Below are 23,982 nucleotides of genomic sequence, written 5' to 3'. Positions count from 1 at the left end.
CCAGAAACGAATTCCAGGGAGAGCACGGCGAAATAGGGGCGGCCTCGCCTCCGCACGCCGCGCCTCCCGAGATCAGAGTCGGCGGCGGCGTGATTTCACTCAAAGAAGTAGCCGCTGCCCGCGCACCGGGAGGTGCGAAGTGGTGTGTCCAGAGATCAAGGCCGGCGGAACCGACAGATGGTGCTCTGCCACTGAGCTACACCGGCATGAGTACCGGTGGCGGGAGTCGAACCCGCGGCCTCCCCATTATGAGTGGAAGTAGGTCCTGCCTGTCGCACCTGGACAAGCATGACTTTAGAGAGGCAACGGGCCCGTCCGCCACGGGTTTTCGCGGTCAGTCCCGGGGAGTGCGCCGCCACGGGCCGGTGATGGCCAGCATGATGCCCGGCTCCTGGATATTGGCGAACAGCGTGCGGCCGTCCGGCGAGAACACGACACCCGTGAACTCGCTGTCGTTGAGGTCGTTGCGCGCGATGGGGTACGTGCGTCCGCGCTCCGTCGCCCCGAAGAGATGCTGGAGGCCCTCGCCGTCCTCCGCGATGACCAGACCGCCGTACGGCGAGACCGTGATGTTGTCCGGCCCGTCGAAGGCGCCGTCCTTGTCCGGGTCGGCGTTGACGCCCAGCAGCACCTTGAGCGTCAGGGTGCGGCGGCGCGGGTGGTAGAACCACACCTGACCGTCGTGCGGCACGCCGGGGCTCTCGTCACGGGCATACGAGGAGACGATGTACGCGCCGCCGTCCGCCCACCACATGCCCTCCAGCTTCCTGGCGCGGGTGACGTCCTCGCCGTCGAACTGCTCCCGTACGGCCACGGTCTTCCCGTCGCGGTCCGGTACGTCTACCCAGTCCACGCCGTAGACGGTGCCGATCTTCGCGGCGCGCGAGAGGTCGTCCACGAAACGGCCGCCCGCGTCGAAGCAGCGGGGCGCCTGGAGCACCCCCGCGTCATCGGCGAGCCGGCGCAGCTGCCCCCGCCCGTGCTTGAAGCCGTGCGGCGGGACCCAGCGGTAGAACAGCCCGTTGGGCTCGGAGTCGTCCTCTGTCAGATAGGCGTAGCCGGTACGGGGATCGATGACGACGGCCTCGTGGTCGTAACGCCCGAACGCCTTGATGGGCTTGGGGTTCCGGTTGGCACGGCGGTCGTACGGGTCGACCTCGAAGACATACCCGTGGTCCTTGGTCATCCCGTTCTGCCCGGCCCGGTCGGAGTTCTCCTCACAGGTGAGCCAGGTGCCCCACGGGGTCCGTCCGCCCGCGCAGTTGGTGGAGGTACCGGCGATTCCGACCCACTCCGCGGTACGGCCGTCGCGGTGCGTCTCCACGACCGTGCAGCCGCCGGCCGCCGCCGGGTCGTAGACGAGACCCTCGGTGAGCGGCACAGGGAACTCCCAGTCACCCCTGGGCCCCTTCAGCTCATGGTTGTTGACCAGCAGCGTCACCCCGCGCGGGCCCTCGAACGTGGCGGTGCCGTCGTGGTTGGACGGGGTGTCCTCGCCCGACTCCAGCTTGGTCACACCGCTGTGCGTGATGACCTTGTACGTGAACCCGGCCGGCAGCGCGAGCATGCCGCGCGGGTCGGGGACGAGCGGCCCGTAACCCGGCGCGGGCGCGGGCCCGGAGGCGACCTCGGGAGCGTCCTCCGCCGCCAGCGCGCCGGGCGCGGTGGCGAACGCGCCGGTGGCGCCGGTGAGGACGAGTCCCGCCCCGGTCAGTGCGGATCTTCCGGTGAATTCCCTGCGGGTCAGCGGCATCGCGGTCTCCTGAAGGGGCACGTGGGTCGGGGGTACGCTCCCGACGCTCCCGCCTACGGATAAACAGCGTTTGAACACCGTCCGACATCGAGAGGCCCGCTTTCCCATGAATCTGCCGTCCACCGGCCGCCGCGTCCTCGTCACCGGCGCCTCCCGCGGCCTCGGTCGCGCCGTGTCCCTGGCCTTCGCCGCCCAGGGCGACCGCGTCGCCGTCCACTACGCGACCCGCTCCGCCGACGCCCGCCACACCCTGGAGTCACTGGCCGGCACCGGCCACACGCTGGTGGGCGGCGACATCTCCGACCCGGCGGGCGCGGCGCGGGTCGCGGACGACGCGGCCGAGGCGCTCGGCGGGATCGACATCCTCGTCAACAACGCGGCCGTCAACGAGCCCCACCCGTTGCCCACCACGTCGTACGACGACTGGGCGGCGGCCTGGCAGCGCCACCTGTCCGTCAACCTCCTGGGCACGGCCCTGCTCAGCCACCGCGCCGCCCGCTCCATGATCGACCGCTCGACGCCCGGCCGGATCATCAACATCGGCTCCCGCGGCGCCTTCCGCGGCGAACCGGACCACCCGGCCTACGGCGCGACGAAGGCGGCGGTCCACGCCCTGGGCCAGTCCCTGGCGGTCTCCCTGGCCCCCTACGGCATCGCCGTCGCCTCCGTCGCCCCGGGCTTCTTCACCACGGAACGCGTCGCGTCCCGCCTCACCGGCGAGGAGGGCGAATCGATCCGCGCGCAGAGCCCGTTCGGGCGGGTGGGCACGGCGGAGGAGATCGCGGGGGCGGTGGTGTGGCTGGCGTCGCCGGGGGCGGAGTGGTCGTCGGGAACGATCCTGGACCTCAACGGAGCGTCGCACCTGCGGTGAGCGGGCATGGTCCGGGTCCGCCTCGGCGGGAGTGCGCGTACGTCGCCGGGTGCGGGCTCGTGGTCCGGGGCGCGGTCGTCTTTGGCCGGGGCCGGTTTCCGGGCGCGGGGCAGCAGCCCTGACGATGGGTTCGGGCGGTCACGCGCCACAAATCACGCTTTAGTGTCCCGGACACGACCCCTGCGCGCCCCCCTTCACCGCCCGCACAGGCGGCCCGGCCGTGCGCGAGGGCGGGCGGGGGAGGCGGCGGCGCCCTCCCGCACCCGGCCCCACGAGGGCAGCAAGTGGCGGGGCCCACCGGTCCGCACCGGCCCACTCACCCCGCCGAGGCGGCGAATGGCCGGGGCCACCGGGCCGCACCCATACCACCCACCCTCAGCCGGACGGCGGGTTGCCGGGACCACCGGCGGGAGGGGGTCGGGGTCGGAGGAGGTGCGTGTCCGGACGTAAAGCGTCGCAGCTCGCGCGAAGCGCGGTGAGGAAAGCAGTCCGGACTTGCGCGCGTCCTTCGACGCCGTCCTGTCCCGGTGCAGCCTCCCCATCGCCTCCAGCACCTCCGCCGTCGCCGGATGCTCCACCCGCCACGCCGCCTCGAAGAACCCGCTGTGCTGCCCCACCAGCCCCTCGACCAGCTCCTGGAGCTCGTCCGGCTCCCCCTCCGCGTCGAGCTGCGCGGCAATCGTGTCGATGGCCAGCCAGAAGATCATCGACTCGGGCGGCGGCGGCACATCCCCCGCCCCCAGCTCGGCCAGCCAGACCCGCGCCAGCCCGCCCAGCTCGGCGTCGTCCAGGACCTCCCGTACCGCCGACTCCGCCTCCGCGCCGACCAGGGACAGCGCCTGCTGGCAGTGCAGGCGGCGCAGTGGCGCGCCCGGGTCCGTGCCGCGCGCGGCGGCCAGGAGTTCGCGCGCGGCGTCGGCGGGCGCGCGCGAGCTCAGCCACTGTTCCGTCTCCGCGCGCGCGGACAGCTCGGGGAAGTGCGCCACGCCGTCCAGCAGCGCGTGCGCGTCCTTGTCCGCGAGGTCGCCCACCGCGGGCGCGTCGACCCCCGCCTCCAGCATCCGGGACCTGATCCCGTAGAGCCCGAGCGGTGTCAGCCGGACCATCCCGTACCGGGTGACGTCCTCCTCGTCGACGGGCAGCGACGCGTCGGGCGCGTCCTCCGCGTCCTCCACCATCAGCGCCTCGTCCACCGGTACGTACGAGACGAGCCCGATCGGCTCCAGCAGCCGGAACTGGTCGTCCAGCCGCATCATCGCCTCGGACACCTGCTCCAGGATGTCGTCGGTGGGCTCGCCCATGTCTTCGGGCACGATCATCGACGCGGCGAGGACGGGCAGCGGTACCGGCCCCTCGCCGCCGCCCTCCGCGAGGGTGAGCAGATAGAGGTTGCCGAGGACGCCCTCCAGGAACTCCGCCTCCAGCTCCGGGTCCCAGTCCAGCGAGTCGAGATCGATCTCGCCGTCGTCGCCGATGGCCGCGGCCAGATCGTCCAGTACGGGCGCGGTCGCGTCGGCGAAGACGACGTCCAGGGCGTCCAGCCAGAGCGACAGGATGTCCTGCGGGCTGCCGGAGGTGAGCACGCCGAGCTGCTCGCCGGTGGTGACGTGGCCCTCGGCGTCGGGGTCGGCGCCGTCCGGGCCGCCGTTCTCGTCCGGGTCGTCCACCTCCACGAGGCCCGTGTCGACGGCCACCCGCCAGGCCTCGCTGGCGTATGCCTCGCCGTCGCCCTCGGAGAGCTCGTCACCGAGGCCGAGCACTTCCGCCGCGGCGGGCAGCTGCTCGTCGGCCAGCTCGCCGCCGGGCCCCACCCGCGTCGTCGGCCCGGCCCAGCGGGCGAGGCGTACCGCGCGGGCGAGCAGTGGCGCGGCGAGGGCGTCCCGCGCCAGCTCCGCTTCCGAGGGCAGTCGCACCGGCGGCAGGGTGGGGCGGTCTCCGGGCATCTGGTGGTTCTCCTTGTGGCGTACGCGGTCGAGGCGGCCCCCAGCGTAGACGCATTTGGACCTATCCCACCCGGTTCATGTACTCGACAACGGTCGGACGCCCAGGGCCCCTTGACAACTCACCGCCGCAGCCAAGAGATTGACGCGCGTAGAACCCCGTACCGAGAACGGCCACTGTCCCGGCCCCCGGCCCGACCACGACGCCACGAGGGCGGCACGGAGAAGCCGCGGTGGTCCGGCCCGACCCCACACGCGGCCGGGCCGCCGCACTCGGCGCCGCCGCACTCGGCAGCGCCGAGCTCACTCGGCGCTGAGGCTGATCGCGGGGGTGTACCGCGTCACCGTGCTCTGCTTCAGCCCGGGATAGGACCGCACCCGCTTCCACTGCTCGGTGGCCGAACCGACCCCGGCCCCCGGCGCGTTGAGCGCGTCGATATGCGCCTGCTCGCTCTCCCACTCCGCGTAGTTGAGTACGCGCGTGCCGTCGGTGCTGAGATGGAAGTGCGCCGAGATCCCGCCGGAGGGCGTGTCCGGATCGGTGCCGAGCGCCTCGAAGACCGCGTCGGCCCAGCCCTTCTGGCGCTCGGCGTCGGGCCCCTCGAACTCCACCTCCACGAGCACGACGCAGCCGGGCACCCGCGTCTCCCGCTCCGCCAGGGCCCCGCTGCGGTACAGCTCGTACGAGCGCAGCCCCACGCGCTCGATCCCGGGCACGGCGGCGTCGATCTCGGCGTTGCGCTCGTCCCGGAAGGCGCGGAAGAACGCGTCGTACGCCTCCCGGTCGCGCCACTGCGAGTAGTGGCGCAGGGTGTCCCCGTCGTTTCCGGTGTAGACGCTGTACGAGAGCAGCCCGACGTCCGGCCACTCCCTGCTCCGCCAGGCGCGGGTGATGGCGTCGACCGTGGCCCGCTGCCGCTCGGCCGTGCCGACGCGCCAGGTGCTGACCTGGACGAGACCCACGCCGGGGCGGGTGATCTCAGGGACGGTGCTGAGGCGCACGGACATGGTGGAACCTCCTCGTGGCGCACCCCCGCGGTGCGCCTCCGACCACCATGTTCAAATGTGAAGTGCGGTTGAGGTCAACAAACCGGAGCCCGCCGGCCGTCAGACCACGACGTCGAACCACGGCCGGCGCGTGGTGGCCCAGTGCGCCACCCAGCCCGCGAAGCCCTCTTCCGCGGAGGTGTGCCCGAAGACCGCCCCGAACGGCGCCGCGCCCACATCGCTGATGTTCCAGATCCGCCCCCGGTGCGCACCGCTGACGACCAGATGCCAGTACATACCGCAGCCGTCCGTGCCCAGCACCACGCTCCCGTAGTTGTAGACCTCGTCGATGAGCGGTTCTATCTCCTCGTACGGCCGGGGGTCGTCCTCCCACACCCATGCCTCGGTGAGCGGGAACGGCTTCGCGAGATCCCGCTGCGTCTGGTCGCATCCCCAGTCGGCGGGCAGCGCCTCCAGGGGTATCAGCCCGTCTATGTCGGCGGGCCCGTCGCTGCAGCCGTCGCAGATCTCCGCGACCAGCGTGCGGTACGGCTCGGGCAGGACGATTCCGTGCGCGCGCTCGAAGGCGCGCACCCCGTCCCAGCCCAGCGGCGGCAGGCAGCGCTCCGACGGGAAGGCCGCGCGCAACGCGTCGAGTTCGCCCCCGTCGGCCGCGCCTTCTCCGGCGTCGCCCCGGCCGGCCCCGCCCTGGTCGGCCTCGCCCCGATCGGCGTTTTCGGTCTCCATGCTCTCCATGCCCTCCATGTCCTCCATTGCACCAGTACCCACTGACAATCCGGCCTCCGCTACCCCGAAGCGCCCTCGGGCACGCTGTTGTCGGGGGCGCCGTCACCGACCGGCGGCAGATCGCCGCGCTCGACGGGCGCCGTCGGCGCGGTCTGTTCCGGCAGCAGGGCGTCGAGTTCCCGGTCGTCGGCGGGGCGCGCGGATGCCGCCGCGCGCCGCAGGGTGTCGCGGTCCACCGTGGCACGGTCGGCGCCGACCCGTACGACATGGCCGTCCTCGGCCCGCGCGTACTCATGCGCGGACCCGGAGGTGCGGTACCAGGCGTCGCCGTCCCGTTCGCACTGCACGGGGCCCGACGCCTCCTCGACCGGGTTGTCCGGGCAGTTGGCCGCGTTCAGTGTGGACCGGTCCACGGTCAGCCGGATCCGCGCCCCGTCGCGCGCCGATACGTACACGCTCCCGAAGCCGTCATCGCCGACGACCCCGGCGGACTGCGGCGCCACCTCGAAACCGTCCGCCTCGATCACCTGGATCAGCTCGATCGCGGACTGCATGTACCGGGCGCGCGCTTCCAGTTCGGCCCGGTCGGCGGAGCCGCCGGTACGCGTCGCGCTCCCGCCCCCGCTCGCCCCGGGCTCCGCCTTCTCGGACCCGCACGCGGCCGTCGCGAGTGCGAGGGGCAATAACACCAGGAGCAGTGAGGAGCGGAGCGTACGCGTCATGGTACGCATCCTGCCCCATTCCGAACGGACCATCGATCACTCTTCGATGCCGATATACGGGCTCCCGGCCCGCCCGTTCAGGACGGGTCCCGGCCCTGCCCGTCCGCCCACGCGGTGACATGCAGTTCGCCGTCCGTACCGATGTCGACGGGCAGCGGGAGCGTGTCGCGTTCCTCGCCCGGCGCCGTCGCGACGACCACGTAGGAGCCGGTCGCGTGGGCCCCGGATTCGGTGATCCGGTTGTTCCACTGCAACACCGACTCCACGGACTCCCCCGGCGCCAGGGTCAGTTCCCTCGGGCCCTGGTCATCGGCCGCGCCGGTGCTCTCGTTCCCGTGGATCAGCTTCAGACCGACCGGCTCGCGGTCGTCGTCCAGGACGCCGATCTCCGGGTAGCCGTTGACGCGGTAGGGCTTCGTCCCGCAGTTCCGCAGCCCGATCGATACGGCCCTGATGCCCATGGCGGCGTTCACCTCGCCATGGCTGAAGGCCACGCCCGAGGCGAGACAGCGGCCGGGGCCGGTGGCCGCCCAGGGCTCGGGGCTCGCGGGCAGGCCGGGAGGCGGCTCGGCCGGCAGCGCCGCCGACGGCTCCGAAGCCGCCGCGGTCGGCCTCCCCTCGCCCTCGCCCCGCGCGGCGTCGATCTCGTTCCTGATGTCGGAGCATCCGCTCGCCCCCGCCATCAGGACCAGCGAGCCCGCCGCCATCACGGCCGTCCGGCGTATCCGTGCCATGCGTTTTCCTCCCCCGCCCGGCCCCGATGGGGCACTCGCCGATCATGCCAGACGGCCCGGAACCACCCCCTTTCAGCACTGCTTCATCCTCACCCGAAGCAGATCTAAGTGGACCTTCACAGTCGCTCGGCGGACACTGCCGGTATGAGCACTCCTCGCCCCTTCGGCCGCGCCCTCTGCGCGATGGTCACGCCCTTCACCGCCACCGGAGAGCTGGATCTGCCCGGCGCCCGCGAACTCGCGAGCCGGCTGGTGGCCGAGGGGTGCGACGGGCTGGTCCTGAACGGCACCACCGGGGAGTCACCCACCACCACGGACGCCGAGAAGACCGCTCTCGTGCGCGCCGTGTGCGACGAGGTGGGCGGGCGGGCCGCCGTCGTCGCGGGCGTCGGCAGCGCGGACACCCGGCACACCCTCGCCCTCGCGCGGGCGGCCGAACAGGCAGGGGCCGACGGCCTGTTGGTGGTCTCCCCGTACTACAGCCGGCCGCCGCAGCCCGCCGTGGAGGCGCACTTCCTGCGGATCGCCGACGCGTCGGGCATCCCGCTGATGCTGTACGACATCCCGGGCCGCACCGGCACCCGCATCGAGCCCGCGACGATGCTCCGCCTCGCCGCGCACCCGCGCGTCGTCGCCGTGAAGGACTGCGCGTACGACCTGCTCGGCAGCTCCCAGGTGATCGCCCGCACCTCGCTCGCGTACTACTCCGGCTGCGAGGAGCTGAATCTGCCGCTGTACGCGGTCGGCGGCGCCGGATTCGTCAGTACGGTCGCCAACGCCGCACCCCGCCCGCTGCGCGCCGCGCTCGACGCGTATGACGCCGGCGCGGTCACCGAATCCGTACGGCTCAACCAACTCACGCTCCCCCTGGCCGAGTTGATGATGGCCTCGGGGCTGCCCGGCACGGTCACCGCGAAGGCGCTGCTGGGCGCGCTCGGCCGGCCGGCGGGACCGGTGCGTGAACCGCTGCGGCCCGCCGGCCGTGAGACGGCCGACGGGCTGCTGAAGGCGTACGGAGAGCTCGTCGGATCCGCCGTCGCGCCGCTGTGAACAGCTGCCCCCGGCCGTGACGGCCGGGGGCAGTGGTGGCTTCAGTTGTGGCTGTGGAGCACGTCGTTGAGACCGCCCCAGACCGCGTTGTTCGGACGGGCCTCGACGGCGCCGGTCACCGAGTTGCGGCGGAAGAGGATATTGCTCGCGCCGGACAGCTCACGGGCCTTGACGATCTGGCCGTCGGGCATCGTGACGCGCGTACCGGCCGTGACATAGAGCCCCGCCTCGACGACACACTCGTCGCCCAGCGCGATCCCGATGCCCGCCTCGGCACCGATCAGGCAGCGCTCGCCGATGACGATGCGCTCCTTGCCGCCGCCGGAGAGCATCCCCATGGTGGAGGCGCCGCCGCCGATGTCCGAGCCGTCGCCGATGACGACGCCCGCCGAGATCCGGCCCTCGATCATGGACGTGCCGAGGGTGCCCGCGTTGAAGTTGACGAAGCCCTCGTGCATCACGGTGGTGCCCTCGGCGAGGTGCGCGCCGAGCCGTACGCGGTCGGCGTCGGCGATCCTGACCCCCTTGGGGGCGACGTAGTCGGTCATCCGCGGGAACTTGTCGACCGAGGTCACCTGAAGGTGCAGCCCCTCGGCGCGGGCGTTGAGCCGTACCGTCTCCAGCGTGTCGACGGCGACCGGGCCGAGCGAGGTCCAGGCGACATTGGCGAGCAGACCGAAGATGCCGTCCAGGCTCTGGCCGTGCGGCCGGACCAGCCGGTGGCTGAGCAGATGCAGCCGCAGATATACGTCGTGCGTGTCCAGCGGCTTGTCGTCGAGCGAGGTGATGACCGTACGGACGGCGACGATCTCGACCCCGCGGCGGGCGTCGCGACCGATGGCTTTGGCCGCGCCCTCTCCGAGCAGTTCCACGGCGCGCTCGGCGGTCAGCCGCTCGGTGCCGGCCGGTCCGGGCTCGGCGGCGAGCGCGGGGGCGGGGAACCAGGTGTCGAGGACGGTGCCGTCCTCGGTGAGGGTGGCGAGGCCGGCGGCGACGGCGCCGGTGGTGCGGGGGGAATCGAGAGAAGACGTGTCGGTCATGCTCCGAACTTAACGGTCCCGGCGGGGCGCGGGCGAACCGGTCTCAGGTGACGGGCGCATCGCCACCTGGACAGATCAGATGACCAGATCAGAACGGGTCAGCTCGGCCGGATCAGTCCAGGCAGATCAGCTCAGCCGGTTGTCCTCGGCGCCGCCCGCCGTGTGGTCGATGTCGTCCTCGGCCCGGGGCAGCGGCCGGTGCCCCTCCGAGTGGTGGTTGACCCAGCCGCAGACGCCACAGCTGTAGCGGCCGTCGAGCCCCGCGATCAGCGTTCCGCACTGTCTGCACTCGGCGTAGGTGATCTCCGGCCCCGGTGGGGGAACGGGCGGGACGGACGGGGCGCTCATGCGGCCAACTTACCGCCGGGATCGGCGCCTGCCGCCGGAACCGCCGGGATCAGCCGCGTCAGCATCTCGCGAGTGTGCTCGGCGTCGTACACCGCGTCCGTGAGCAGCACCTGGAGGCAGATCCCGTCCAGCAGCGCCACCACCGCCCGCGCGGTGGCGGGATCGGTGCGCCTGGTCACCTCGTCCCCGAGCGCGGCGCACCACTCCCCCGCGACCGGGCGCAGCGCGGGCCGCCGCAGCGCCGCGAGATACAGCTCGTACTCCAGCTCCACGCCGGTTCGGTCACCGGCGAGCCACTCCCCGGTGATCCGGGCCAGCTCGCCGGCGAGGTCGCACCCCGGATCCGCGAGGGCCCCGCTCTCCCGCACGGCCGCCGCGAAGCTGTCGTTCGTCTGCCGCAGCGCGGCGATCAGCAGTTCGTCGAGCGAGGCGAAGTGGTACGTGGTGGAGCCGAGCGGCACATCGGCCTCGGCGGCGACGGTGCGATGGCTCAGCCCGGCGATACCACCGTGCGCGACCACCCGGATCGCCGCGTCGATGATCCGCTGGCGCCGGTCGGGGTCGTAACGACGGGTCATCAGTGGGCTCCTCCGAGGTTGAGCACGACGACGCCCGCGATCACGAGGGCGATGCCCAGCAGTTTCACCGGTGCCATCGACTCGTTCATGAAGACCATGCCGATGGCGGCGATGGCCGCCGTGCCGACGCCCGCCCAGATCGCGTAGGCGGTGCCGATGGAGATGGTCTTGAGGGTCTGCGCGAGCAGGGCGAAGGCGACGACATACCCCACCACGGTCACCAGCGAGGGCCACAGCCGGGTGAAGCCCTCGCTGTACTTCATGGCCGACGTCGCGGCCACCTCCGCCGCGATCGCCGCGGCCAGCAGTCCATATCCCATACGTACGAGTGTACACATCGATGCGTACAGCCGTACACACTCTGCCCCCACGCCCACCGGTTACGGTGTGCCGTCCGGATCGGAGCGGCGGGGAGCGGGGCAGAGCGGTGGCGCAGGGCACGACGGGGTGGGGCGGCGGTGGCGGGCACGGAAACGGTCCGGGCGGGCCTTACGGAAACGGACCGTACGGAAACGGCCCCTACGGCTGGGGCGGCTGGACGCCTCCCCCGCCACCCCCCAAGCCCGGGGTGATACCCCTCGGCCCGCTCAGCCTCGGCGACATACTCGGCGGCACGTTCGCCACGCTGGGCCGGTACTGGAAGCAGCTGTTCGGGGTGGCTGCCGCCGTGTACGGCGCGGCCATGGCAGCCGTCGCGATCGCGCTGACCGTCGCCTACATCACTGTCGGCAACCAGCTGCGCGAGGTCCTCGACACGCCCCACGGCGTGGATCCGTCCTGGGCCGAGATCCGGCCGCTGCTGATCGCGTTCGGCTGTGTCTGGCTCTTCGGCATGGTGATGCTGCTGGCCGCCAACGCGGTCGTCCAGGCCGCCTGCCCCTCGGTCGTCCAGAGCGCCGTCCTGGGCCGTCCCACCACTTTCGGCGCGGTCTGGCGCCGGGCCGTCGCCCGGTTCCCCGCGGTTCTCGGCGTCGTCGTCCTCAGCGGGCTGATCGTCGTCCTGCCGGTGATCCTGCTCGTCCTGGGCTTCACCGCCACGCTGATCAGCTACCTCACCATGGACGGCTCACCGGCCAATCTCGTCTGGCTGATCCCGCTCGGCTTCCTGGGCGCCCTGGCGATCACCCCGCCGGCGGTCTGGCTCTGGGTCCGCCTCAGCCTGGCCCCGGCGGTCGCCGTCATCGAATCCCGCGGCCCGCTCGCGTCCCTGCGCCGCTCGGCAGCCCTGGTACGCGGCGCCTGGTGGCGGATCTACGGCATCTCGCTGCTGGCCTTCGCCATGGCGTCCATCGCCGGCGTCGTCATCCAGCAGTTGGTCAACGGGCTGACCGCCTTCGGCAGCCTGCTGACCCCGTCCACGCTCAGCGGCGATCCGACCGCCGGACAGATCCTCGTGGCTGTGAGCGGCTATCTGGTGCTGTTCATGATCGCCCAGCTGGTCATGCAGTTCATCACGACGACCTTCCCCCAGCTGGTGCTGAACCTGCTCTACGTGGACCAGCGCATCCGCACCGAGAACCTGGCCCCCACCCTGGCCGAAGCCGCCGGAACACCGCCCCACCACTAGGGCCTGTCTTCAAAGTCCCGCCTGCCCGGCGACGCCCGGCACGCACGCTCGCGGCGTTGTCGGATCACCCCAGTACGTCCAGTACTGGGGAGACCCTCCGCCTTGCGATCGCACGCACCGGACGCCCCCGGGCCCGCCCTTCGGGCGGACGGCGCTACTTTGAAGACAGGCCCTAGCGCATGCCGCAAGAGAGGGCCCCATGATCCGCCCGGATCATGGGGCCCTCTCTCACACAGCGAGAGGCTCAGACGTTGAAGCCCAGCGCGCGCAGCTGCTCGCGGCCGTCGTCGGTGATCTTGTCGGGGCCCCACGGCGGCATCCAGACCCAGTTGATCTTGAGTTCGCTGACGATGCCGTCCGTCGCCGCCTTCGCCTGGTCCTCGATCACATCGGTCAGCGGGCACGCCGCCGACGTCAGGGTCATGTCCAGGGTGGCGATATTGGAATCGTCGATATGGATGCCGTAGATCAGACCGAGGTTGACGACATCGATGCCCAGTTCGGGGTCGACGACGTCGTACAGCGCCTCACGGACCTCGTCCTCCGAGGCCGGCTTGATCGTCAGGGTCTCGTTCTCGCTCATGCCGTCTCCTTCGTCGCGCTGTCGCCCAGGGCCTGGGCCGTCGCGTCCTTCCACGCCATCCAGCTCAGCAGCGCGCACTTCACGCGGGCGGGGTACTTCGAGACGCCGGCGAACGCGACCGCGTCCTCCAGCACCTCTTCCATCGCGTCGTCGGGTTCGAGCTGGCCCTTCGACTGCATCAGCTCCAGGAAGGTGCCCTGGATCTTCTGCGCCTCGGCCAGCTCCTTGCCGACCAGGAGGTCGTTCAGTACGGACGCGCTGGCCTGGCTGATCGAGCAGCCCTGGCCCTCGTACGACACATCCGCGATCCGCGAACCCTCGTACCGCACACGCAGCGTGATCTCGTCACCGCAGGTCGGATTGACGTGGTGCACCTCGGCGTCGCCGTCCCGGAGACCGCGCCCGTGCGGGTGCTTGTAGTGGTCCAGGATGACGTCCTGGTACATCGAATCCAGCTTCACGAACTGCCCTGCCCTCTCAGGTCCTCATCCGAAGAAGTTACGGACGTGCTCAAGCCCCTCGGCCAGAGCGTCGACCTCGGCCGGAGTGGAGTACAGATAGAAAGACGCTCGCGTGGTCGCGGGAATTCCGTACCGCAGGCAGACCGGCCGCGCGCAGTGGTGGCCGACCCGGACCGCGATGCCCTGCTCGTCCAGGACCTGGCCCACATCGTGGGGGTGGATGTCGCCGAGCGTGAAGGAGATCGTGGCGCCGCGGTCCTCGGCCGTCTCCGGACCGATGATCCGCAGGCCGGGGACCTCCAGCAGCCGCTTCACCGCGTACTCGGTGAGGACGTGCTCATGCGCGGCGATCCTGTCCATGCCGATCGCGCTGAGATAGTCCACGGCCGCGCCGAGGCCGACAGCCTGGGCGATCGGGGGCGTACCCGCCTCGAACTTGTGCGGCGCCGGGGCATATGTCGACGAGTGCATCGACACGGTCTCGATCATCTCGCCGCCGCCCAGGAACGGCGGCAGGTCCTCCAGCAGCTCCTGGCGGCCCCAGAGAACGCCGATCCCGGTCGGGCCGACCATCTTGTGGCCGGTGAAGGCGACGAAGTCGGCCTGGAGCGCCTGTACGTCGAGCACCTGGTGCGGGGCGGCCTGCGAGGCGTCGACGCAGACCAGAGCGCCGACCTCCTGCGCGCGCCGGATGATCTTCTCGACCGGGTTCTGGGTGCCCAGGATGTTGGAGACCAGGACGAAGGAGACGATCTTCGTCTTCTCCGTGATGATCTCGTCGATATTGGACAGGTCGAGCCGGCCCTCGTCGGTGATGCCGAACCACTTCAGCTTCGCGCCCGTGCGCTGCGAGAGCAGCTGCCACGGCACGATGTTGGAGTGGTGCTCCATCTCCGTGATGACGATCTCGGTCTCGTGGTCCACCCGGTAGGGCTCGTCCGCCCAGCCGAGCATGTTCGCCACGAGGTTGAGCGACTCCGAGGCGTTCTTGGTGAAGATCACCTCGTTGCGGCTCGGCGCGTTGATGAAAGCGGCGACCTTGTCACGGGCACCCTCGTACAGCGCCGTGGCCTCCTCGGCGATGGTGTACACGCCGCGGTGGACATTCGCGTTGTGCCGCTCGTAGTACTCGTTGAGCGCGTCGAGTACCTGGCGCGGCTTCTGCGAGGTCGCCGCGGAGTCCAGGTACACGATCTTCTTCCCGTCGTGGACCACACGATCCAGCAGGGGGAAGTCCTTACGGATCGCCTCGGTGTCGAGCAGGCCCGGCAACTGTGTCACGCGGTGACGCCACCCTTCGCGTATGCCTCGTAGCCCTCGTTCTCCAGCTTGTCGGCCAGCTCCGCACCGCCGGACTCGGCGATCCGGCCCTGCGCGAAGACATGCACGAAGTCGGGCTTGATGTAGCGGAGAATCCGCGTGTAGTGCGTGATCAGCAGGGTGCCGACCTCGCCGCTCTCACGGACGCGGTTGACACCCTCGGAGACGACGCGCAGCGCGTCGACGTCGAGGCCGGAGTCGGTCTCGTCGAGGATCGCGATCTTGGGCTTGAGCAGTTCGAGCTGGAGGATCTCGTGCCGCTTCTTCTCACCGCCGGAGAAGCCCTCGTTCAGGTTGCGCTCGGCGAAGGAGGAGTCCATCTGGAGACGCTCCATGGTCTCCCGGACCTCCTTCACCCAGGTGCGCAGCTTGGGGGCCTCGCCGCGCACGGCAGTGGCCGAGGTGCGCAGGAAGTTGGAGACCGAGACACCGGGGACCTCGACGGGGTACTGCATGGCGAGGAAGAGGCCGGCGCGGGCGCGCTCGTCGACGGTCATCTCCAGGACGTCCTCGCCGTCCAGGGTCACGGTGCCACCGGTGATCGTGTACTTGGGGTGGCCCGCGAGGGAGTACGCGAGGGTCGACTTGCCGGAGCCGTTGGGGCCCATGATGGCGTGCGTCTCGCCCTGCTTGACGGTCAGGTCGACGCCCTTGAGGATCTCGCGGGGGCCGTTCTCGGCCTCGACGGAGACGTGCAGGTCGTGGATTTCAAGCGTTGCCATGGGTGACTCAGGACTCCTGGGTGACGGAGACGAGCACATCGTCCCCTTCGATCTTTACGGGGTATACGGGGACGGGGCGCGTCGCGGGCAGGCCGGACGGCTTTCCGGTACGGAGGTCGAAGCTGGAGCCGTGCAGCCAGCATTCGATCATGCAGTCCTCGACCTCGCCCTCCGAGAGCGACACGTTCGCGTGCGAGCAGATGTCGTTGATCGCGAACACCTCGCCCTCGGTACGCACGAGGGAGATGGGCGTGCCGTCGAGTTCCACCCTCTTCGGGGTGTCCTCCTCCAGCTCGCCCAGCCCACAGACTCGGACGAAGGCCATCAGACTGACGCCTCCAGCTCCGCCTCGATCGAGGCCATCAGACGTTCCTCGACATCCGGCAGGCCGATCTTCTGGACCAGCTCGGCGAAGAAGCCGCGGACCACCAGCCGGCGGGCCTCGGTCTCCGGGATGCCGCGGGCCATCAGGTAGAAGAGCTGCTCGTCGTCGAACCGGCCGGTGGCGGAGGCGTGGCCGGCGCCGGCGATCTCACCGGTCTCGATCTCCAGGTTCGGCACCGAGTCGACCCGGGCGCCGTCCGTGAGGACCAGGTTCCGGTTCATCTCATAGGTGTCGGTGCCCTCGGCCGAGGCGCGGATGAGTACGTCACCGATCCATACGGCGTGCGCGTCCGTGCCCTGGAGCGCGCCCTTGTAGGCCGCGTTGGACTTGCAGTGCGCGGCGTTGTGGTCGACGAAGAGACGGTGCTCCTGGTGCTGGCCACGGTCGGTGAAGTAGAGGCCGAACAGCTCGGCCTCGCCGCCGGTGCCCGCGTACTGGACGCGCGGCTGGAGCCGTACGAGATCGCCGCCGAAGGTGACCACGATCGACTTGAACGAGGCGTCGCGGCCGACCAGCGCGTTGTGCTGGGCGACATGGACGGCCTTGTCGTCCCAGTCCTGTACGGAGACGACGGTCAGCTTGGCGCCGTCCCCGAGGAGGTAGTCGACATTGGCGGCGAGCACGCCGTCGCCGGTGTGGTCGATGACCACGACCGCCTCGGCGAAGGCTCCCAGCTCGATGATCTGGTGACCGTACGAGACCCCGCCCTCGCCGTGGACGGCGATCCGGATCGGCTCGCTCACCACGGTCTCCTTGGGCACCGAGACGACCGAGGCCTTCTCGAACGAGGAGTACGCCTGGGCGGCGACCCGGTCCACCGGGATACCGGCCTTGCCGACCCGCGCGTCGTCACGGCCGACGGTCTCGACGATGACGCCCTCGGGGGCGGTCACCTCGACCGTGACGCCGCCGTCCTGCGCGACGGCGCTGCCGTCGTGCAGACCGCGCAGCCGTTCCAGCGGCGTGAACCGCCACTCCTCCTCGCGGCCGTGCGGGACGGGGAAGTCCGCCACGTCGTAGGAGGGGGGCGCGCTCATGCGCGTGGCGACGGTCGACTCGGCGGCCACCGCGATCGAACCGGCGGTCGTGGAACCCGCCGGAATGTTCTGAGCCTCAGCCATGGCTGTCGTCGTGCTCTCTCTCTGCCTCTGCGTAAGGGATTACGGGCGCTGCTGGTCGGGCGGTATCCGGGCCGGCGGTCAGCCGACGGACCCCTCCATCTGCAGCTCGATCAGCCGGTTGAGCTCCAGCGCGTACTCCATGGGCAGCTCCTTGGCGATCGGCTCCACGAAGCCGCGGACGATCATGGCCATGGCCTCGAACTCGGAGAGACCGCGGCTCATCAGATAGAAGAGCTGGTCCTCGGAGACCTTGGAGACGGTCGCCTCGTGGCCCATGGACACGTCGTCCTCGCGGACGTCCACGTACGGGTAGGTGTCGGAGCGCGAGATGGTGTCCACCAGCAGCGCGTCACAGAGCACATTGGACTTGGAGCCCTCGGCGCCCTCGCCGATCTCGATCAGACCGCGGTACGAGGTACGGCCGCCACCGCGCGCCACCGACTTGGAGACGATGTTCGACGAGGTGTGCGGGGCCATGTGGACCATCTTGGCGCCGGCGTCCTGGTGCTGGCCCTCGCCCGCGAAGGCGATGGACAGGGTCTCGCCCTTGGCGTGCTCGCCCATCAGGTAGACGGCCGGGTACTTCATGGTGACCTTGGAGCCGATGTTGCCGTCGACCCACTCCATGGTCGCGCCCTCGTAGGCCACGGCGCGCTTGGTGACCAGGTTGTAGACGTTGTTCGACCAGTTCTGGATCGTCGTGTAGCGGCAGCGGCCGCCCTTCTTGACGATGATCTCGACCACGGCGCTGTGCAGCGAGTCCGAGGAGTAGATCGGGGCGGTGCAGCCCTCGACGTAGTGGACGTAGGCGTCCTCGTCGACGATGATCAGCGTCCGCTCGAACTGGCCCATGTTCTCCGTGTTGATACGGAAGTAGGCCTGGAGCGGGATGTCGACCTGCACGCCCTTCGGCACGTAGATGAACGATCCGCCGGACCACACGGCCGAGTTCAGCGAGGCGAACTTGTTGTCACCGACCGGGATGACCGTGCCGAAGTACTCCTGGAAGAGCTCCGGGTGCTCCTTCAGCGCGGTGTCCGTGTCCAGGAAGATGACGCCCTGCTCCTCCAGGTCCTCACGGATCTGGTGGTAGACGACCTCGGACTCGTACTGGGCGGCGACACCCGCGACGAGGCGCTGCTTCTCCGCCTCCGGGATGCCGAGCTTGTCGTACGTGTTCTTGATGTCCTCCGGCAGCTCCTCCCAGGAAGCCGCCTGCTTCTCGGTGGACCGCACGAAGTACTTGATGTTGTCGAAGTCGATGCCCGACAGGTCGGAGCCCCAGTTGGGCATGGGCTTCTTGTCGAACAGGCGCAGACCCTTGAGCCGCAGCTTGAGCATCCACTCCGGCTCGTTCTTCTTCGCCGAGATGTCGCGCACGACGGCCTCGGAGAGGCCGCGCTTGGCCGCGGCACCGGCGGCGTCGGAGTCCGCCCAGCCGAATTCATACGTGCCCAGGCCTTCGAGCTCAGGATGGGCAGTCTCGGTGGGGAGCGTCATGCGGGGTTCCTCCCGGCTGTGCTTTCGGATGCGTGATCGGTGGTCTGTCGGGTGGCGCGGGGAATGAAGGTCGTGCAGACCCCGTCGCCATGGGCGATGGTGGCGAGCCGCTGCACATGGGTCCCGAGCAGCTGGGAGAAGAATTCCGTCTCCGCCTCGCACAGCTGGGGGAACTGCTCGGCGACATGCGCGACCGGGCAGTGGTGCTGGCAGAGCTGCTCGCCCTGTCGGTTCGGCGCGCTACGCGCCGTAGCAGCGTACCCGTCGGTGCTCAGCGCCTTGGCGAGTGCCTCCGTGCGCTTCTCCGGCTCGGCGGCCTCGACCGCCTGCCGGTAGCCCTCGGACTGGCCGGCGATACGGGCGCGGGCGAAGGCGGCGACGGCCGCCTCGCCCCGCTCACCACCGCCGGCGGTGGCCGCGATCCAGCGCAGGGCGTCGGCGGCGAGCTGGTCGTAGGACTGGTCGAAGGCGTCCCGGCCGCAGTCGGTCAGGGCGAACACCTTGGCGGGCCTGCCGCGCCCGCGCGAGCCATAGACCCGCTGGTCACGGGGCTCCACGACGGAGTCGGCCACCAGCGCGTCCAGATGACGGCGGACGGCCGCCTGAGTGAGCCCGAGGCGTCCCGCCAGATCGGAGACGGTGGACGGGCCATGGTCCAGGATGGAGCGCGCGACCCGGTTGCGAGTGGGGTGCTCGCCGGTCGCGAGTTCCTCGTGGGAAGCCTCGCCAACGTATTTCACAACGCCATTGTTGCGTAATTCCTCCGGCCCTGACAACCGAGGCGGAAAACGGCTTCCGGTGCGCTTCATCACTAAGGGTTACCTAAGGAACGCCGCATGGGCCGCTCTCCGGCCCGGAGAGAGAGCCTTCCTCATGGCGTGGAACCGCCGTTTCACCCCTGCGGGATTGAGACCCTTCCCGCCTGCCTAGACTTCCCGGCATGTACAGCGACTTCCCGGGTGACCGTCTGCCCGAAAGCGGCTCCGCCGCGGGCCGGACCTCCGGAGAGCCGGTCGTCGAGGTACGGGGCCTGGTCAAGCGGTACGGGGCCAAGACCGCGGTGGACGGCCTCGATGTCACGGTCGGTGCCGGTACGGTCACCGCCGTCCTCGGTCCCAACGGAGCCGGCAAGACCACCACGGTCGAGATATGCGAGGGGTATCGCAAGCCGGACGCGGGGACCGTACGCGTCCTGGGGCTGGACCCCGTCGCCGACGCCGCCCGGCTGCGCCCGCGTATCGGCGTGATGCTCCAGTCCGGCGGCGTGTACTCCGGTGCGCGCGCCGACGAGATGCTCCGCCATATGGCCCGGCTGCACGCCCGCCCGCTCGATGTGGACGCGCTGATCGAACGGCTCGGCCTCGGCAGCTGCGGCCGTACCACCTACCGGCGGCTCTCCGGCGGCCAGCAGCAGCGGCTCGCGCTGGCCCTGGCCGTCGTGGGCCGCCCCGAGCTGGTCTTCCTGGACGAGCCGACCGCCGGCCTCGACCCGCAGGCCCGCCGCTCCACCTGGGATCTCGTCCGCGAGCTGCGCTCCGACGGGGTGGGCGTGGTGCTGACCACGCACTTCATGGACGAGGCCGAGGAGCTGGCCGACGATGTGGTGATCATCGACGCCGGCCGGGTCATCGCCCAGGGCAGCCCCGAGGAGCTGTGCCGGGGCGGCGCGGAGAACACCCTGCGCTTCACCGGGCGCCCCGGGCTCGACCTCGGCTCCCTGCTGAAGGCGCTGCCGGACGGCACCACCGCCGACGAGCTGTCCTCGGGGGTGTACCGGATCACCGGCGGGGTCGATCCGCAGCTGCTCGCGACGGTCGCCTCCTGGTGCGCGCAGCACGGCGTGATGGCGGACGGGATCTCCGTGGAGCGGCACACGCTGGAGGACGTCTTCCTCGAACTGACCGGCAAGGAGCTGCGTTCATGAGCACCAGCACGAGGGGCACCGGCACGAGCGGCACCGGCACGAGCGGCACCGGTACACACGGCACCGGCACCTACGCCCCGGCGCCCGGCGCGGCCCCGCTGGCGCGCATGATCGCGGCGCAGACGGCGTTCGAGACGAAGCTGCTGCTGCGCAACGGCGAGCAGCTGCTGCTGACCGTGATCATCCCGTCGCTGCTGCTGGTGCTCTTCTCGACGGTCGACATCATCGACACCGGCGCGGACAGGGCGGTGGACTTCCTGGCCCCGGGCGTACTCGCGCTGGCCGTGATGTCCACGGCGTTCACCGGCCAGGCCATCGCCACCGGTTTCGAGCGGCGGTACGGGGTGCTCAAGCGGCTCGCGGTGTCACCGCTGCCGCGCTGGGGCCTGATGACCGCCAAGTCGCTCTCCGTGCTGGTCACCGAAGTGCTCCAGATCGTGCTGCTGACCGTGATCGCGTTCGGGCTCGGCTGGTCCCCGGAGGGCAGCCCGTTCGCCGTTCTGCCGCTGCTCGTGCTGGGCACGGCCGCGTTCTCCGGGCTCGGGCTGCTGATGGCCGGCACGCTCAGGGCCGAGGCGACGCTGGCCGCCGCGAACCTGGTCTTTCTGCTGCTCCTGGTGGGCGGCGGAGTGATCGTGCCGCTGGACGAATTCCCGGACGCGGCGCGCTCGGTGCTCGGGCTGCTGCCGATATCGGCGCTCTCCGACGGGCTGCGCGAGGTGCTTCAGCACGGCGCCGCGCTGCCGTGGGGCGACCTCGGGATCCTCGCCGTCTGGGCCGCGCTCGGCCTCGGCGCGGCGGGGGCGTTCTTCCGCTGGGAGTAGACGCCGGAGCAGGGCGGCGCCCCAGGGCCGGGGGCCGCCGGCATGCGGCATACGTACCCCTCGTGAAAAGCTGCACAAGCTCCGTCCTACGATGGTGGCCGTGTTGACCCCCCTCGCGTATATCGCTCAGCGCTGGACGCCGTCACCCCGTACGCTCCAGCGCGCCGCGCTCACCGCCGTCCTGATGAGCGTCGTCATCATCATCACCGGCGGCGCTGTCCGGCTGACCGGTTCGGGCCTCGGCTGCGACACCTGGCCGAAGTGCACGGACGACAGCCTCTTCGCCACACCCGAGCAAGGGCTGCACGGCGCGATCGAGTTCGGCAACCGCCTGCTGACCTATGTGCTGTGCGCGGCGGTCGGCTGGGCGATCATCGCGGTGCGCTCCGCCAAGCCGCGTCGGCACGGGCTGACCCGGCTCGCCTGGTCGCAGTTCTGGATCGTGATGGGCAACGCGGTGATCGGCGGGATCACGGTGTGGATGGACCTCAACCCGTGGACCGTCGCGGGGCACTTCTTCCTCGCCAGCACCCTGCTCACCGTCACCACCCTGACCTGGCTGCGTACCCGCGAGGGCGACGGCGCCCCCCGGCCGCGCGTCCCGCGCCCGGTGCGCAAGCTGTCCTGGGCGCTGGTGGGCTCCGCGGTGGTGCTGATCGCGGCGGGTACGGCGGTGACGGGCTCGGGCCCGCACGCCGGCGACAGCAGCGATGTGCCCCGGATGCCGTTCGACTGGGCCACCACCGCCCATGTGCACGCGGTGTTCGCCTGGGTCGTCTGCGCGCTGGCGGTGGCGATGTGGCTGGTGCTGCGGGTGGTGGACGCCCCCGCCGACACCCGGGCACGCGCCCGGGAGCTGCTGCTGGTGCTGCTCGCGCAAGGCGGCATCGGCTATGTGCAGTTCTTCACCGACCTCCCCGAAGTCCTGGTCGGCGCCCATATGTTGGGCTCCTGCCTGGTGTGGATCGCCGTGCTGCGGCTGGCGATGAGCCTGCGCGAGCGGCCGCGGACGGCGGCGGAGATCCCCGCGCAGCCGGACCCGGCGCTGTCGGCTGTCTCACAGTCGGGCGTCTCGTAGCCGGCTCTCCGAGAAGCGTGGCTAGGAAGCGTCCGGCAGTCCGTAGAGCCGGTGGGCGTTGCCGGCCGCGATCATCCCGGCGACGCGCTGGGCGTCCCGTAACGCCCACGCGCCGTCGCCCACCCAGCCGCCGAGGACCCGCTCCAGCGCCTCCCTGAACACCTGGGCGCCCACCACATGCAGCTCGGGCAGCCCGCGCGCGCCGCTGGAGAACAGCAGCTTCCCGAACGGCGCGAGCTCCAGGATCTCCGCGAGTACGGACGCGGCCCCGGCCCCGGTCCGCGCGAGCACGGGCCCCAGATCCGCGTACACATGCGGGAAGACGCTCGTCAGATGAGCCGCGTGCCGGTGGTGCGGATAGCCGTTCAGCAGGACGAGATCGGTGCCGAGCCCGGCCGTGGCCGCCGCGAAGCCGGTGAGCGCCCCGGGGTCGGCGTGGCCGTCCGGCGGGTACGTGTCAAAGCCGCCGCCCGCGTGCAGTTGGAGCGGCAGCCCGGAACCGATCGCCGTCCAGAGCAGATGCCGCAGCAGTACGGGGTCGGTGAGCGGGCCGCCGGCCCGGCGCCCGGCCAGCCAGCGCCCCGCCGCGCCCCGTACCTCCCCCGCCCCCGGCGGCTCGGGCGACACGGCGAGACCGGCCCTGGCCCCGGCGACGGAGCTGAAGGCGACGGCGGAATCCGCCGCCACGTGCACGGATTCGGCGAGACCGGCCAGGAAGGTGCCCGCCCCGCCCGAGACATCCGCGACCCGTTCGGCCAGCGGTTCCAGCCGTACGATCTCGTGTGCCTCGGCCGCGCCCGTCGCGGCGATCTCGGCGGGCCCGGTCAGATCGCCGGGCAGCCCGGTGTCCACCAGATAGGTGGAGATCCCGGTGGAGCGCAGCAGCCGGCGTCCGGTTTCGAGTACGCCCAGCTCCCGGCGGCGGGCGAGATAGCGCGCGGGCGGGCAGTGCGGCTCCAGACCGAGCAGCGGCGGGCACCAGCGCCGGACGGCGAACCCGGTCTGGGTGTCGAAGAACGTGGTGCCCGGCGCGGGCGCGGGCGCGCGCGCCGTCCCGCCGAGCTGGGCCTCGAAGGTGGCGAGGCCCAGTTCCGTACGGAGCACGCCGTGGCAGTACTGGTCCACCAGGGACACTGTTTCGATCATCGGGTTTCCCGTCGTGGACCGCACTCCTACCGTCCTAACGGGTAACTCGCGCTCGGGTGGCGCCCTTCGGACTTCCCGGCGCCTCTCCGGCGTCGCGATGCCGCAGGCTTCGCGGCGTCTCAGGCTTCGCGGCCACCGAGCTGGAGTCCGGCCATCCGCTTCCATTCGTACGGTCCCGTACGCACCTTGGCGGCGAACTCGCCGTCGAAGGACTCGTGCAGGGTGAGTCCCGCCTTCTCGGCCGCGCTGCTCGCGATGGCGTGCGTGGGAGCGACGAGATCGCCCCAGCCGCCGTCCTCACCGACCAGCACGATGCGCGTGCCGCTCTGCCCGAGATACGCGAGCTGCCCCTCGGCGCCGCCGTGCCGTCGGGCGAAGGCGCCGATCCGCTTCGCCAGCCGGGCGGCCCGGCGCTCGTCGCGCGCCTCCCGCCGGGCCAGGGCCCTGCTCTCGTCGGCCTCGTCGTTCCGCTCTGCCTGCTGGGTCTCTGCCATGAACGGGATGCTACCCACCGGTAGATCAACCGAAGACGGGTGGGGTGCGTGGCCTTGACCACGCACCCCACCCGTCGGGAGCGAAAG

At 71.0% G+C, this 23,982-nt stretch carries 25 protein-coding genes and 1 pseudogene; 6 read left to right on the top strand and 20 right to left on the bottom strand.

Annotated elements, in window-relative coordinates; translation table 11 throughout:
* Positions 1-334: 334 nt before the first annotated feature.
* Positions 335-1,753 (bottom strand): alkaline phosphatase PhoX, encoded by a 1,419-nt coding sequence (locus IF11_RS0123580; protein WP_030353700.1) that lies wholly within the window; start codon positions 1,751-1,753, stop codon positions 335-337.
* A gap of 106 nt (positions 1,754-1,859) precedes the next feature.
* Between IF11_RS0123580 and IF11_RS0123575 the strand changes: the two genes are divergently transcribed.
* Positions 1,860-2,624 (top strand): SDR family NAD(P)-dependent oxidoreductase, encoded by a 765-nt coding sequence (locus IF11_RS0123575; RefSeq protein WP_030353699.1) that lies wholly within the window; start codon positions 1,860-1,862, stop codon positions 2,622-2,624.
* 470 nt (positions 2,625-3,094) lie between these two features.
* On the opposite strand, the pseudogene IF11_RS0123570 reads toward IF11_RS0123575, so the two are convergent.
* From IF11_RS0123570 to IF11_RS36895, 5 genes and pseudogenes are all read right to left on the bottom strand, one after another.
* Positions 3,095-4,567 (bottom strand): annotated as a pseudogene (locus tag IF11_RS0123570) (hypothetical protein); the annotation flags it as partial.
* Between the two features lie 300 nt (positions 4,568-4,867).
* Positions 4,868-5,572 carry an antibiotic biosynthesis monooxygenase gene (locus IF11_RS0123565; RefSeq protein ID WP_030353697.1) on the bottom strand — a complete coding sequence of 235 codons (705 nt, stop codon included), beginning with the start codon at positions 5,570-5,572 and terminating at the stop codon, positions 4,868-4,870.
* 99 nt (positions 5,573-5,671) lie between these two features.
* Entirely contained in the window at positions 5,672-6,298 is a 627-nt protein-coding gene (locus IF11_RS0123560) for an SMI1/KNR4 family protein (protein WP_240627564.1), read from the bottom strand.
* A 59-nt stretch (positions 6,299-6,357) separates the two neighbouring features.
* The gene (locus IF11_RS0123555; RefSeq protein WP_030353695.1) at positions 6,358-7,020 is read right to left on the bottom strand and encodes a hypothetical protein; all 663 of its coding nucleotides are present in this window, start codon (positions 7,018-7,020) and stop codon (positions 6,358-6,360) included.
* Positions 7,021-7,097: 77 nt separating this feature from the next.
* Positions 7,098-7,754, bottom strand: a complete 657-nt coding sequence (locus tag IF11_RS36895) for a DUF4232 domain-containing protein (RefSeq protein WP_051746150.1) — start codon at positions 7,752-7,754, stop codon at positions 7,098-7,100.
* 144 nt (positions 7,755-7,898) lie between these two features.
* Here IF11_RS36895 and dapA point away from each other — a divergent pair, with 144 nt between their 5' ends.
* The gene (gene dapA / locus IF11_RS0123545; protein WP_078490870.1) at positions 7,899-8,804 is read left to right on the top strand and encodes a 4-hydroxy-tetrahydrodipicolinate synthase; all 906 of its coding nucleotides are present in this window, start codon (positions 7,899-7,901) and stop codon (positions 8,802-8,804) included.
* A 41-nt stretch (positions 8,805-8,845) separates the two neighbouring features.
* On the opposite strand, the gene dapD is transcribed toward dapA, so the two are convergent.
* The 4 genes from dapD to IF11_RS0123525 all read right to left on the bottom strand — a co-directional run bounded on the left by dapD (position 8,846) and on the right by IF11_RS0123525 (position 11,090).
* A complete protein-coding gene (dapD, locus tag IF11_RS0123540; RefSeq protein ID WP_030353692.1) occupies positions 8,846-9,844 on the bottom strand; it encodes a 2,3,4,5-tetrahydropyridine-2,6-dicarboxylate N-succinyltransferase in 999 nt (332 codons plus the stop codon).
* 126 nt (positions 9,845-9,970) lie between these two features.
* The gene (locus IF11_RS0123535; protein WP_037728374.1) at positions 9,971-10,192 is read right to left on the bottom strand and encodes a hypothetical protein; all 222 of its coding nucleotides are present in this window, start codon (positions 10,190-10,192) and stop codon (positions 9,971-9,973) included.
* On the bottom strand, positions 10,189-10,770 hold the full coding sequence (locus IF11_RS0123530; RefSeq protein ID WP_051746149.1) for a TetR/AcrR family transcriptional regulator: 582 nt from the start codon (positions 10,768-10,770) through the stop codon (positions 10,189-10,191). Before IF11_RS0123530 ends, IF11_RS0123535 begins: the two co-directional genes overlap by 4 nt.
* Positions 10,770-11,090 carry a DMT family transporter gene (locus tag IF11_RS0123525; RefSeq protein WP_030353689.1) on the bottom strand — a complete coding sequence of 107 codons (321 nt, stop codon included), beginning with the start codon at positions 11,088-11,090 and terminating at the stop codon, positions 10,770-10,772. Before IF11_RS0123525 ends, IF11_RS0123530 begins: the two co-directional genes overlap by 1 nt.
* Before the next feature lie 248 nt (positions 11,091-11,338).
* Between IF11_RS0123525 and IF11_RS0123520 the strand changes: the two genes are divergently transcribed.
* Positions 11,339-12,337 (top strand): hypothetical protein, encoded by a 999-nt coding sequence (locus IF11_RS0123520; protein ID WP_030353688.1) that lies wholly within the window; start codon positions 11,339-11,341, stop codon positions 12,335-12,337.
* Positions 12,338-12,581: 244 nt separating this feature from the next.
* Here the strand turns inward: IF11_RS0123520 and IF11_RS0123515 are convergent, their stop codons facing one another.
* The 8 genes from IF11_RS0123515 to IF11_RS0123480 all read right to left on the bottom strand — a co-directional run bounded on the left by IF11_RS0123515 (position 12,582) and on the right by IF11_RS0123480 (position 19,169).
* Positions 12,582-12,920: a metal-sulfur cluster assembly factor gene (locus IF11_RS0123515; protein ID WP_030353687.1), complete on the bottom strand. Its 339-nt coding sequence runs from the start codon at positions 12,918-12,920 to the stop codon at positions 12,582-12,584.
* Positions 12,917-13,381, bottom strand: a complete 465-nt coding sequence (gene sufU / locus IF11_RS0123510; protein ID WP_030353686.1) for a Fe-S cluster assembly sulfur transfer protein SufU — start codon at positions 13,379-13,381, stop codon at positions 12,917-12,919. Before sufU ends, IF11_RS0123515 begins: the two co-directional genes overlap by 4 nt.
* A 24-nt stretch (positions 13,382-13,405) precedes the next feature.
* Complete coding sequence (locus IF11_RS0123505; protein ID WP_030353685.1) at positions 13,406-14,662, bottom strand: cysteine desulfurase; 1,257 nt, start codon at positions 14,660-14,662, stop codon at positions 13,406-13,408.
* Positions 14,659-15,423 carry a Fe-S cluster assembly ATPase SufC gene (gene sufC / locus IF11_RS0123500; protein WP_030353684.1) on the bottom strand — a complete coding sequence of 255 codons (765 nt, stop codon included), beginning with the start codon at positions 15,421-15,423 and terminating at the stop codon, positions 14,659-14,661. Before sufC ends, IF11_RS0123505 begins: the two co-directional genes overlap by 4 nt.
* Positions 15,424-15,430: 7 nt before the next feature.
* On the bottom strand, positions 15,431-15,748 hold the full coding sequence (locus IF11_RS0123495) for a bifunctional 3-phenylpropionate/cinnamic acid dioxygenase ferredoxin subunit (RefSeq protein ID WP_030353683.1): 318 nt from the start codon (positions 15,746-15,748) through the stop codon (positions 15,431-15,433).
* Positions 15,748-16,929 (bottom strand): Fe-S cluster assembly protein SufD, encoded by a 1,182-nt coding sequence (gene sufD, locus IF11_RS0123490; protein ID WP_030353682.1) that lies wholly within the window; start codon positions 16,927-16,929, stop codon positions 15,748-15,750. The genes IF11_RS0123495 and sufD overlap by 1 nt, the downstream gene beginning before the upstream one ends.
* Before the next feature lie 78 nt (positions 16,930-17,007).
* Positions 17,008-18,429: a Fe-S cluster assembly protein SufB gene (gene sufB, locus IF11_RS0123485; protein WP_030353681.1), complete on the bottom strand. Its 1,422-nt coding sequence runs from the start codon at positions 18,427-18,429 to the stop codon at positions 17,008-17,010.
* Positions 18,426-19,169, bottom strand: a complete 744-nt coding sequence (locus IF11_RS0123480; RefSeq protein ID WP_030353680.1) for a helix-turn-helix transcriptional regulator — start codon at positions 19,167-19,169, stop codon at positions 18,426-18,428. The genes sufB and IF11_RS0123480 overlap by 4 nt, the downstream gene beginning before the upstream one ends.
* A 200-nt stretch (positions 19,170-19,369) precedes the next feature.
* Here IF11_RS0123480 and IF11_RS0123475 point away from each other — a divergent pair, with 200 nt between their 5' ends.
* The 3 genes from IF11_RS0123475 (at position 19,370) to IF11_RS0123465 (ending at position 22,255) form a co-directional block, all read left to right on the top strand.
* Positions 19,370-20,353 (top strand): ABC transporter ATP-binding protein, encoded by a 984-nt coding sequence (locus IF11_RS0123475; protein ID WP_240627565.1) that lies wholly within the window; start codon positions 19,370-19,372, stop codon positions 20,351-20,353.
* Positions 20,350-21,177, top strand: coding sequence for an ABC transporter permease (locus tag IF11_RS0123470; protein ID WP_030353678.1), 828 nt, complete (start codon positions 20,350-20,352; stop codon positions 21,175-21,177). The genes IF11_RS0123475 and IF11_RS0123470 overlap by 4 nt, the downstream gene beginning before the upstream one ends.
* Positions 21,178-21,268: 91 nt before the next feature.
* Positions 21,269-22,255 (top strand): COX15/CtaA family protein, encoded by a 987-nt coding sequence (locus IF11_RS0123465; protein WP_030353677.1) that lies wholly within the window; start codon positions 21,269-21,271, stop codon positions 22,253-22,255.
* 21 nt (positions 22,256-22,276) lie between these two features.
* On the opposite strand, the gene IF11_RS0123460 is transcribed toward IF11_RS0123465, so the two are convergent.
* Both IF11_RS0123460 and IF11_RS0123455 read right to left on the bottom strand, forming a co-directional pair.
* Positions 22,277-23,401 (bottom strand): amidohydrolase family protein, encoded by a 1,125-nt coding sequence (locus IF11_RS0123460; protein ID WP_030353676.1) that lies wholly within the window; start codon positions 23,399-23,401, stop codon positions 22,277-22,279.
* Between the two features lie 119 nt (positions 23,402-23,520).
* Positions 23,521-23,895 (bottom strand): hypothetical protein, encoded by a 375-nt coding sequence (locus tag IF11_RS0123455; RefSeq protein WP_030353675.1) that lies wholly within the window; start codon positions 23,893-23,895, stop codon positions 23,521-23,523.
* Positions 23,896-23,982 lie beyond the last annotated feature (87 nt).

Origin of the sequence: Streptomyces scopuliridis RB72 (assembly GCF_000718095.1) — a bacterium.
Classification (GTDB): domain Bacteria; phylum Actinomycetota; class Actinomycetes; order Streptomycetales; family Streptomycetaceae; genus Streptomyces; species Streptomyces scopuliridis.
This window is presented reverse-complemented; position numbering and strand designations above follow the sequence as displayed.

What these genes read in the sequence shown, in the direction of transcription:
- IF11_RS0123580 (WP_030353700.1), bottom strand. Translation starts at nt 1,753, where the DNA reads ATGCCGCTGACCCGCAGGGAATTCACCGGAAGATCCGCACTGACCGGG.
- IF11_RS0123575 (WP_030353699.1), top strand. Translation starts at nt 1,860, where the DNA reads ATGAATCTGCCGTCCACCGGCCGCCGCGTCCTCGTCACCGGCGCCTCC.
- IF11_RS0123565 (WP_030353697.1), bottom strand. Translation starts at nt 5,572, where the DNA reads ATGTCCGTGCGCCTCAGCACCGTCCCTGAGATCACCCGCCCCGGCGTG.
- IF11_RS0123560 (WP_240627564.1), bottom strand. Translation starts at nt 6,298, where the DNA reads ATGGAGACCGAAAACGCCGATCGGGGCGAGGCCGACCAGGGCGGGGCC.
- IF11_RS0123555 (WP_030353695.1), bottom strand. Translation starts at nt 7,020, where the DNA reads ATGACGCGTACGCTCCGCTCCTCACTGCTCCTGGTGTTATTGCCCCTC.
- IF11_RS36895 (WP_051746150.1), bottom strand. Translation starts at nt 7,754, where the DNA reads ATGGCACGGATACGCCGGACGGCCGTGATGGCGGCGGGCTCGCTGGTC.
- dapA (WP_078490870.1), top strand. Translation starts at nt 7,899, where the DNA reads ATGAGCACTCCTCGCCCCTTCGGCCGCGCCCTCTGCGCGATGGTCACG.
- dapD (WP_030353692.1), bottom strand. Translation starts at nt 9,844, where the DNA reads ATGACCGACACGTCTTCTCTCGATTCCCCCCGCACCACCGGCGCCGTC.
- IF11_RS0123535 (WP_037728374.1), bottom strand. Translation starts at nt 10,192, where the DNA reads ATGAGCGCCCCGTCCGTCCCGCCCGTTCCCCCACCGGGGCCGGAGATC.
- IF11_RS0123530 (WP_051746149.1), bottom strand. Translation starts at nt 10,770, where the DNA reads ATGACCCGTCGTTACGACCCCGACCGGCGCCAGCGGATCATCGACGCG.
- IF11_RS0123525 (WP_030353689.1), bottom strand. Translation starts at nt 11,090, where the DNA reads ATGGGATATGGACTGCTGGCCGCGGCGATCGCGGCGGAGGTGGCCGCG.
- IF11_RS0123515 (WP_030353687.1), bottom strand. Translation starts at nt 12,920, where the DNA reads ATGAGCGAGAACGAGACCCTGACGATCAAGCCGGCCTCGGAGGACGAG.
- sufC (WP_030353684.1), bottom strand. Translation starts at nt 15,423, where the DNA reads ATGGCAACGCTTGAAATCCACGACCTGCACGTCTCCGTCGAGGCCGAG.
- IF11_RS0123495 (WP_030353683.1), bottom strand. Translation starts at nt 15,748, where the DNA reads ATGGCCTTCGTCCGAGTCTGTGGGCTGGGCGAGCTGGAGGAGGACACC.
- sufD (WP_030353682.1), bottom strand. Translation starts at nt 16,929, where the DNA reads ATGGCTGAGGCTCAGAACATTCCGGCGGGTTCCACGACCGCCGGTTCG.
- sufB (WP_030353681.1), bottom strand. Translation starts at nt 18,429, where the DNA reads ATGACGCTCCCCACCGAGACTGCCCATCCTGAGCTCGAAGGCCTGGGC.
- IF11_RS0123475 (WP_240627565.1), top strand. Translation starts at nt 19,370, where the DNA reads ATGTACAGCGACTTCCCGGGTGACCGTCTGCCCGAAAGCGGCTCCGCC.
- IF11_RS0123470 (WP_030353678.1), top strand. Translation starts at nt 20,350, where the DNA reads ATGAGCACCAGCACGAGGGGCACCGGCACGAGCGGCACCGGCACGAGC.
- IF11_RS0123465 (WP_030353677.1), top strand. Translation starts at nt 21,269, where the DNA reads ATGGTGGCCGTGTTGACCCCCCTCGCGTATATCGCTCAGCGCTGGACG.
- IF11_RS0123460 (WP_030353676.1), bottom strand. Translation starts at nt 23,401, where the DNA reads ATGATCGAAACAGTGTCCCTGGTGGACCAGTACTGCCACGGCGTGCTC.
- IF11_RS0123455 (WP_030353675.1), bottom strand. Translation starts at nt 23,895, where the DNA reads ATGGCAGAGACCCAGCAGGCAGAGCGGAACGACGAGGCCGACGAGAGC.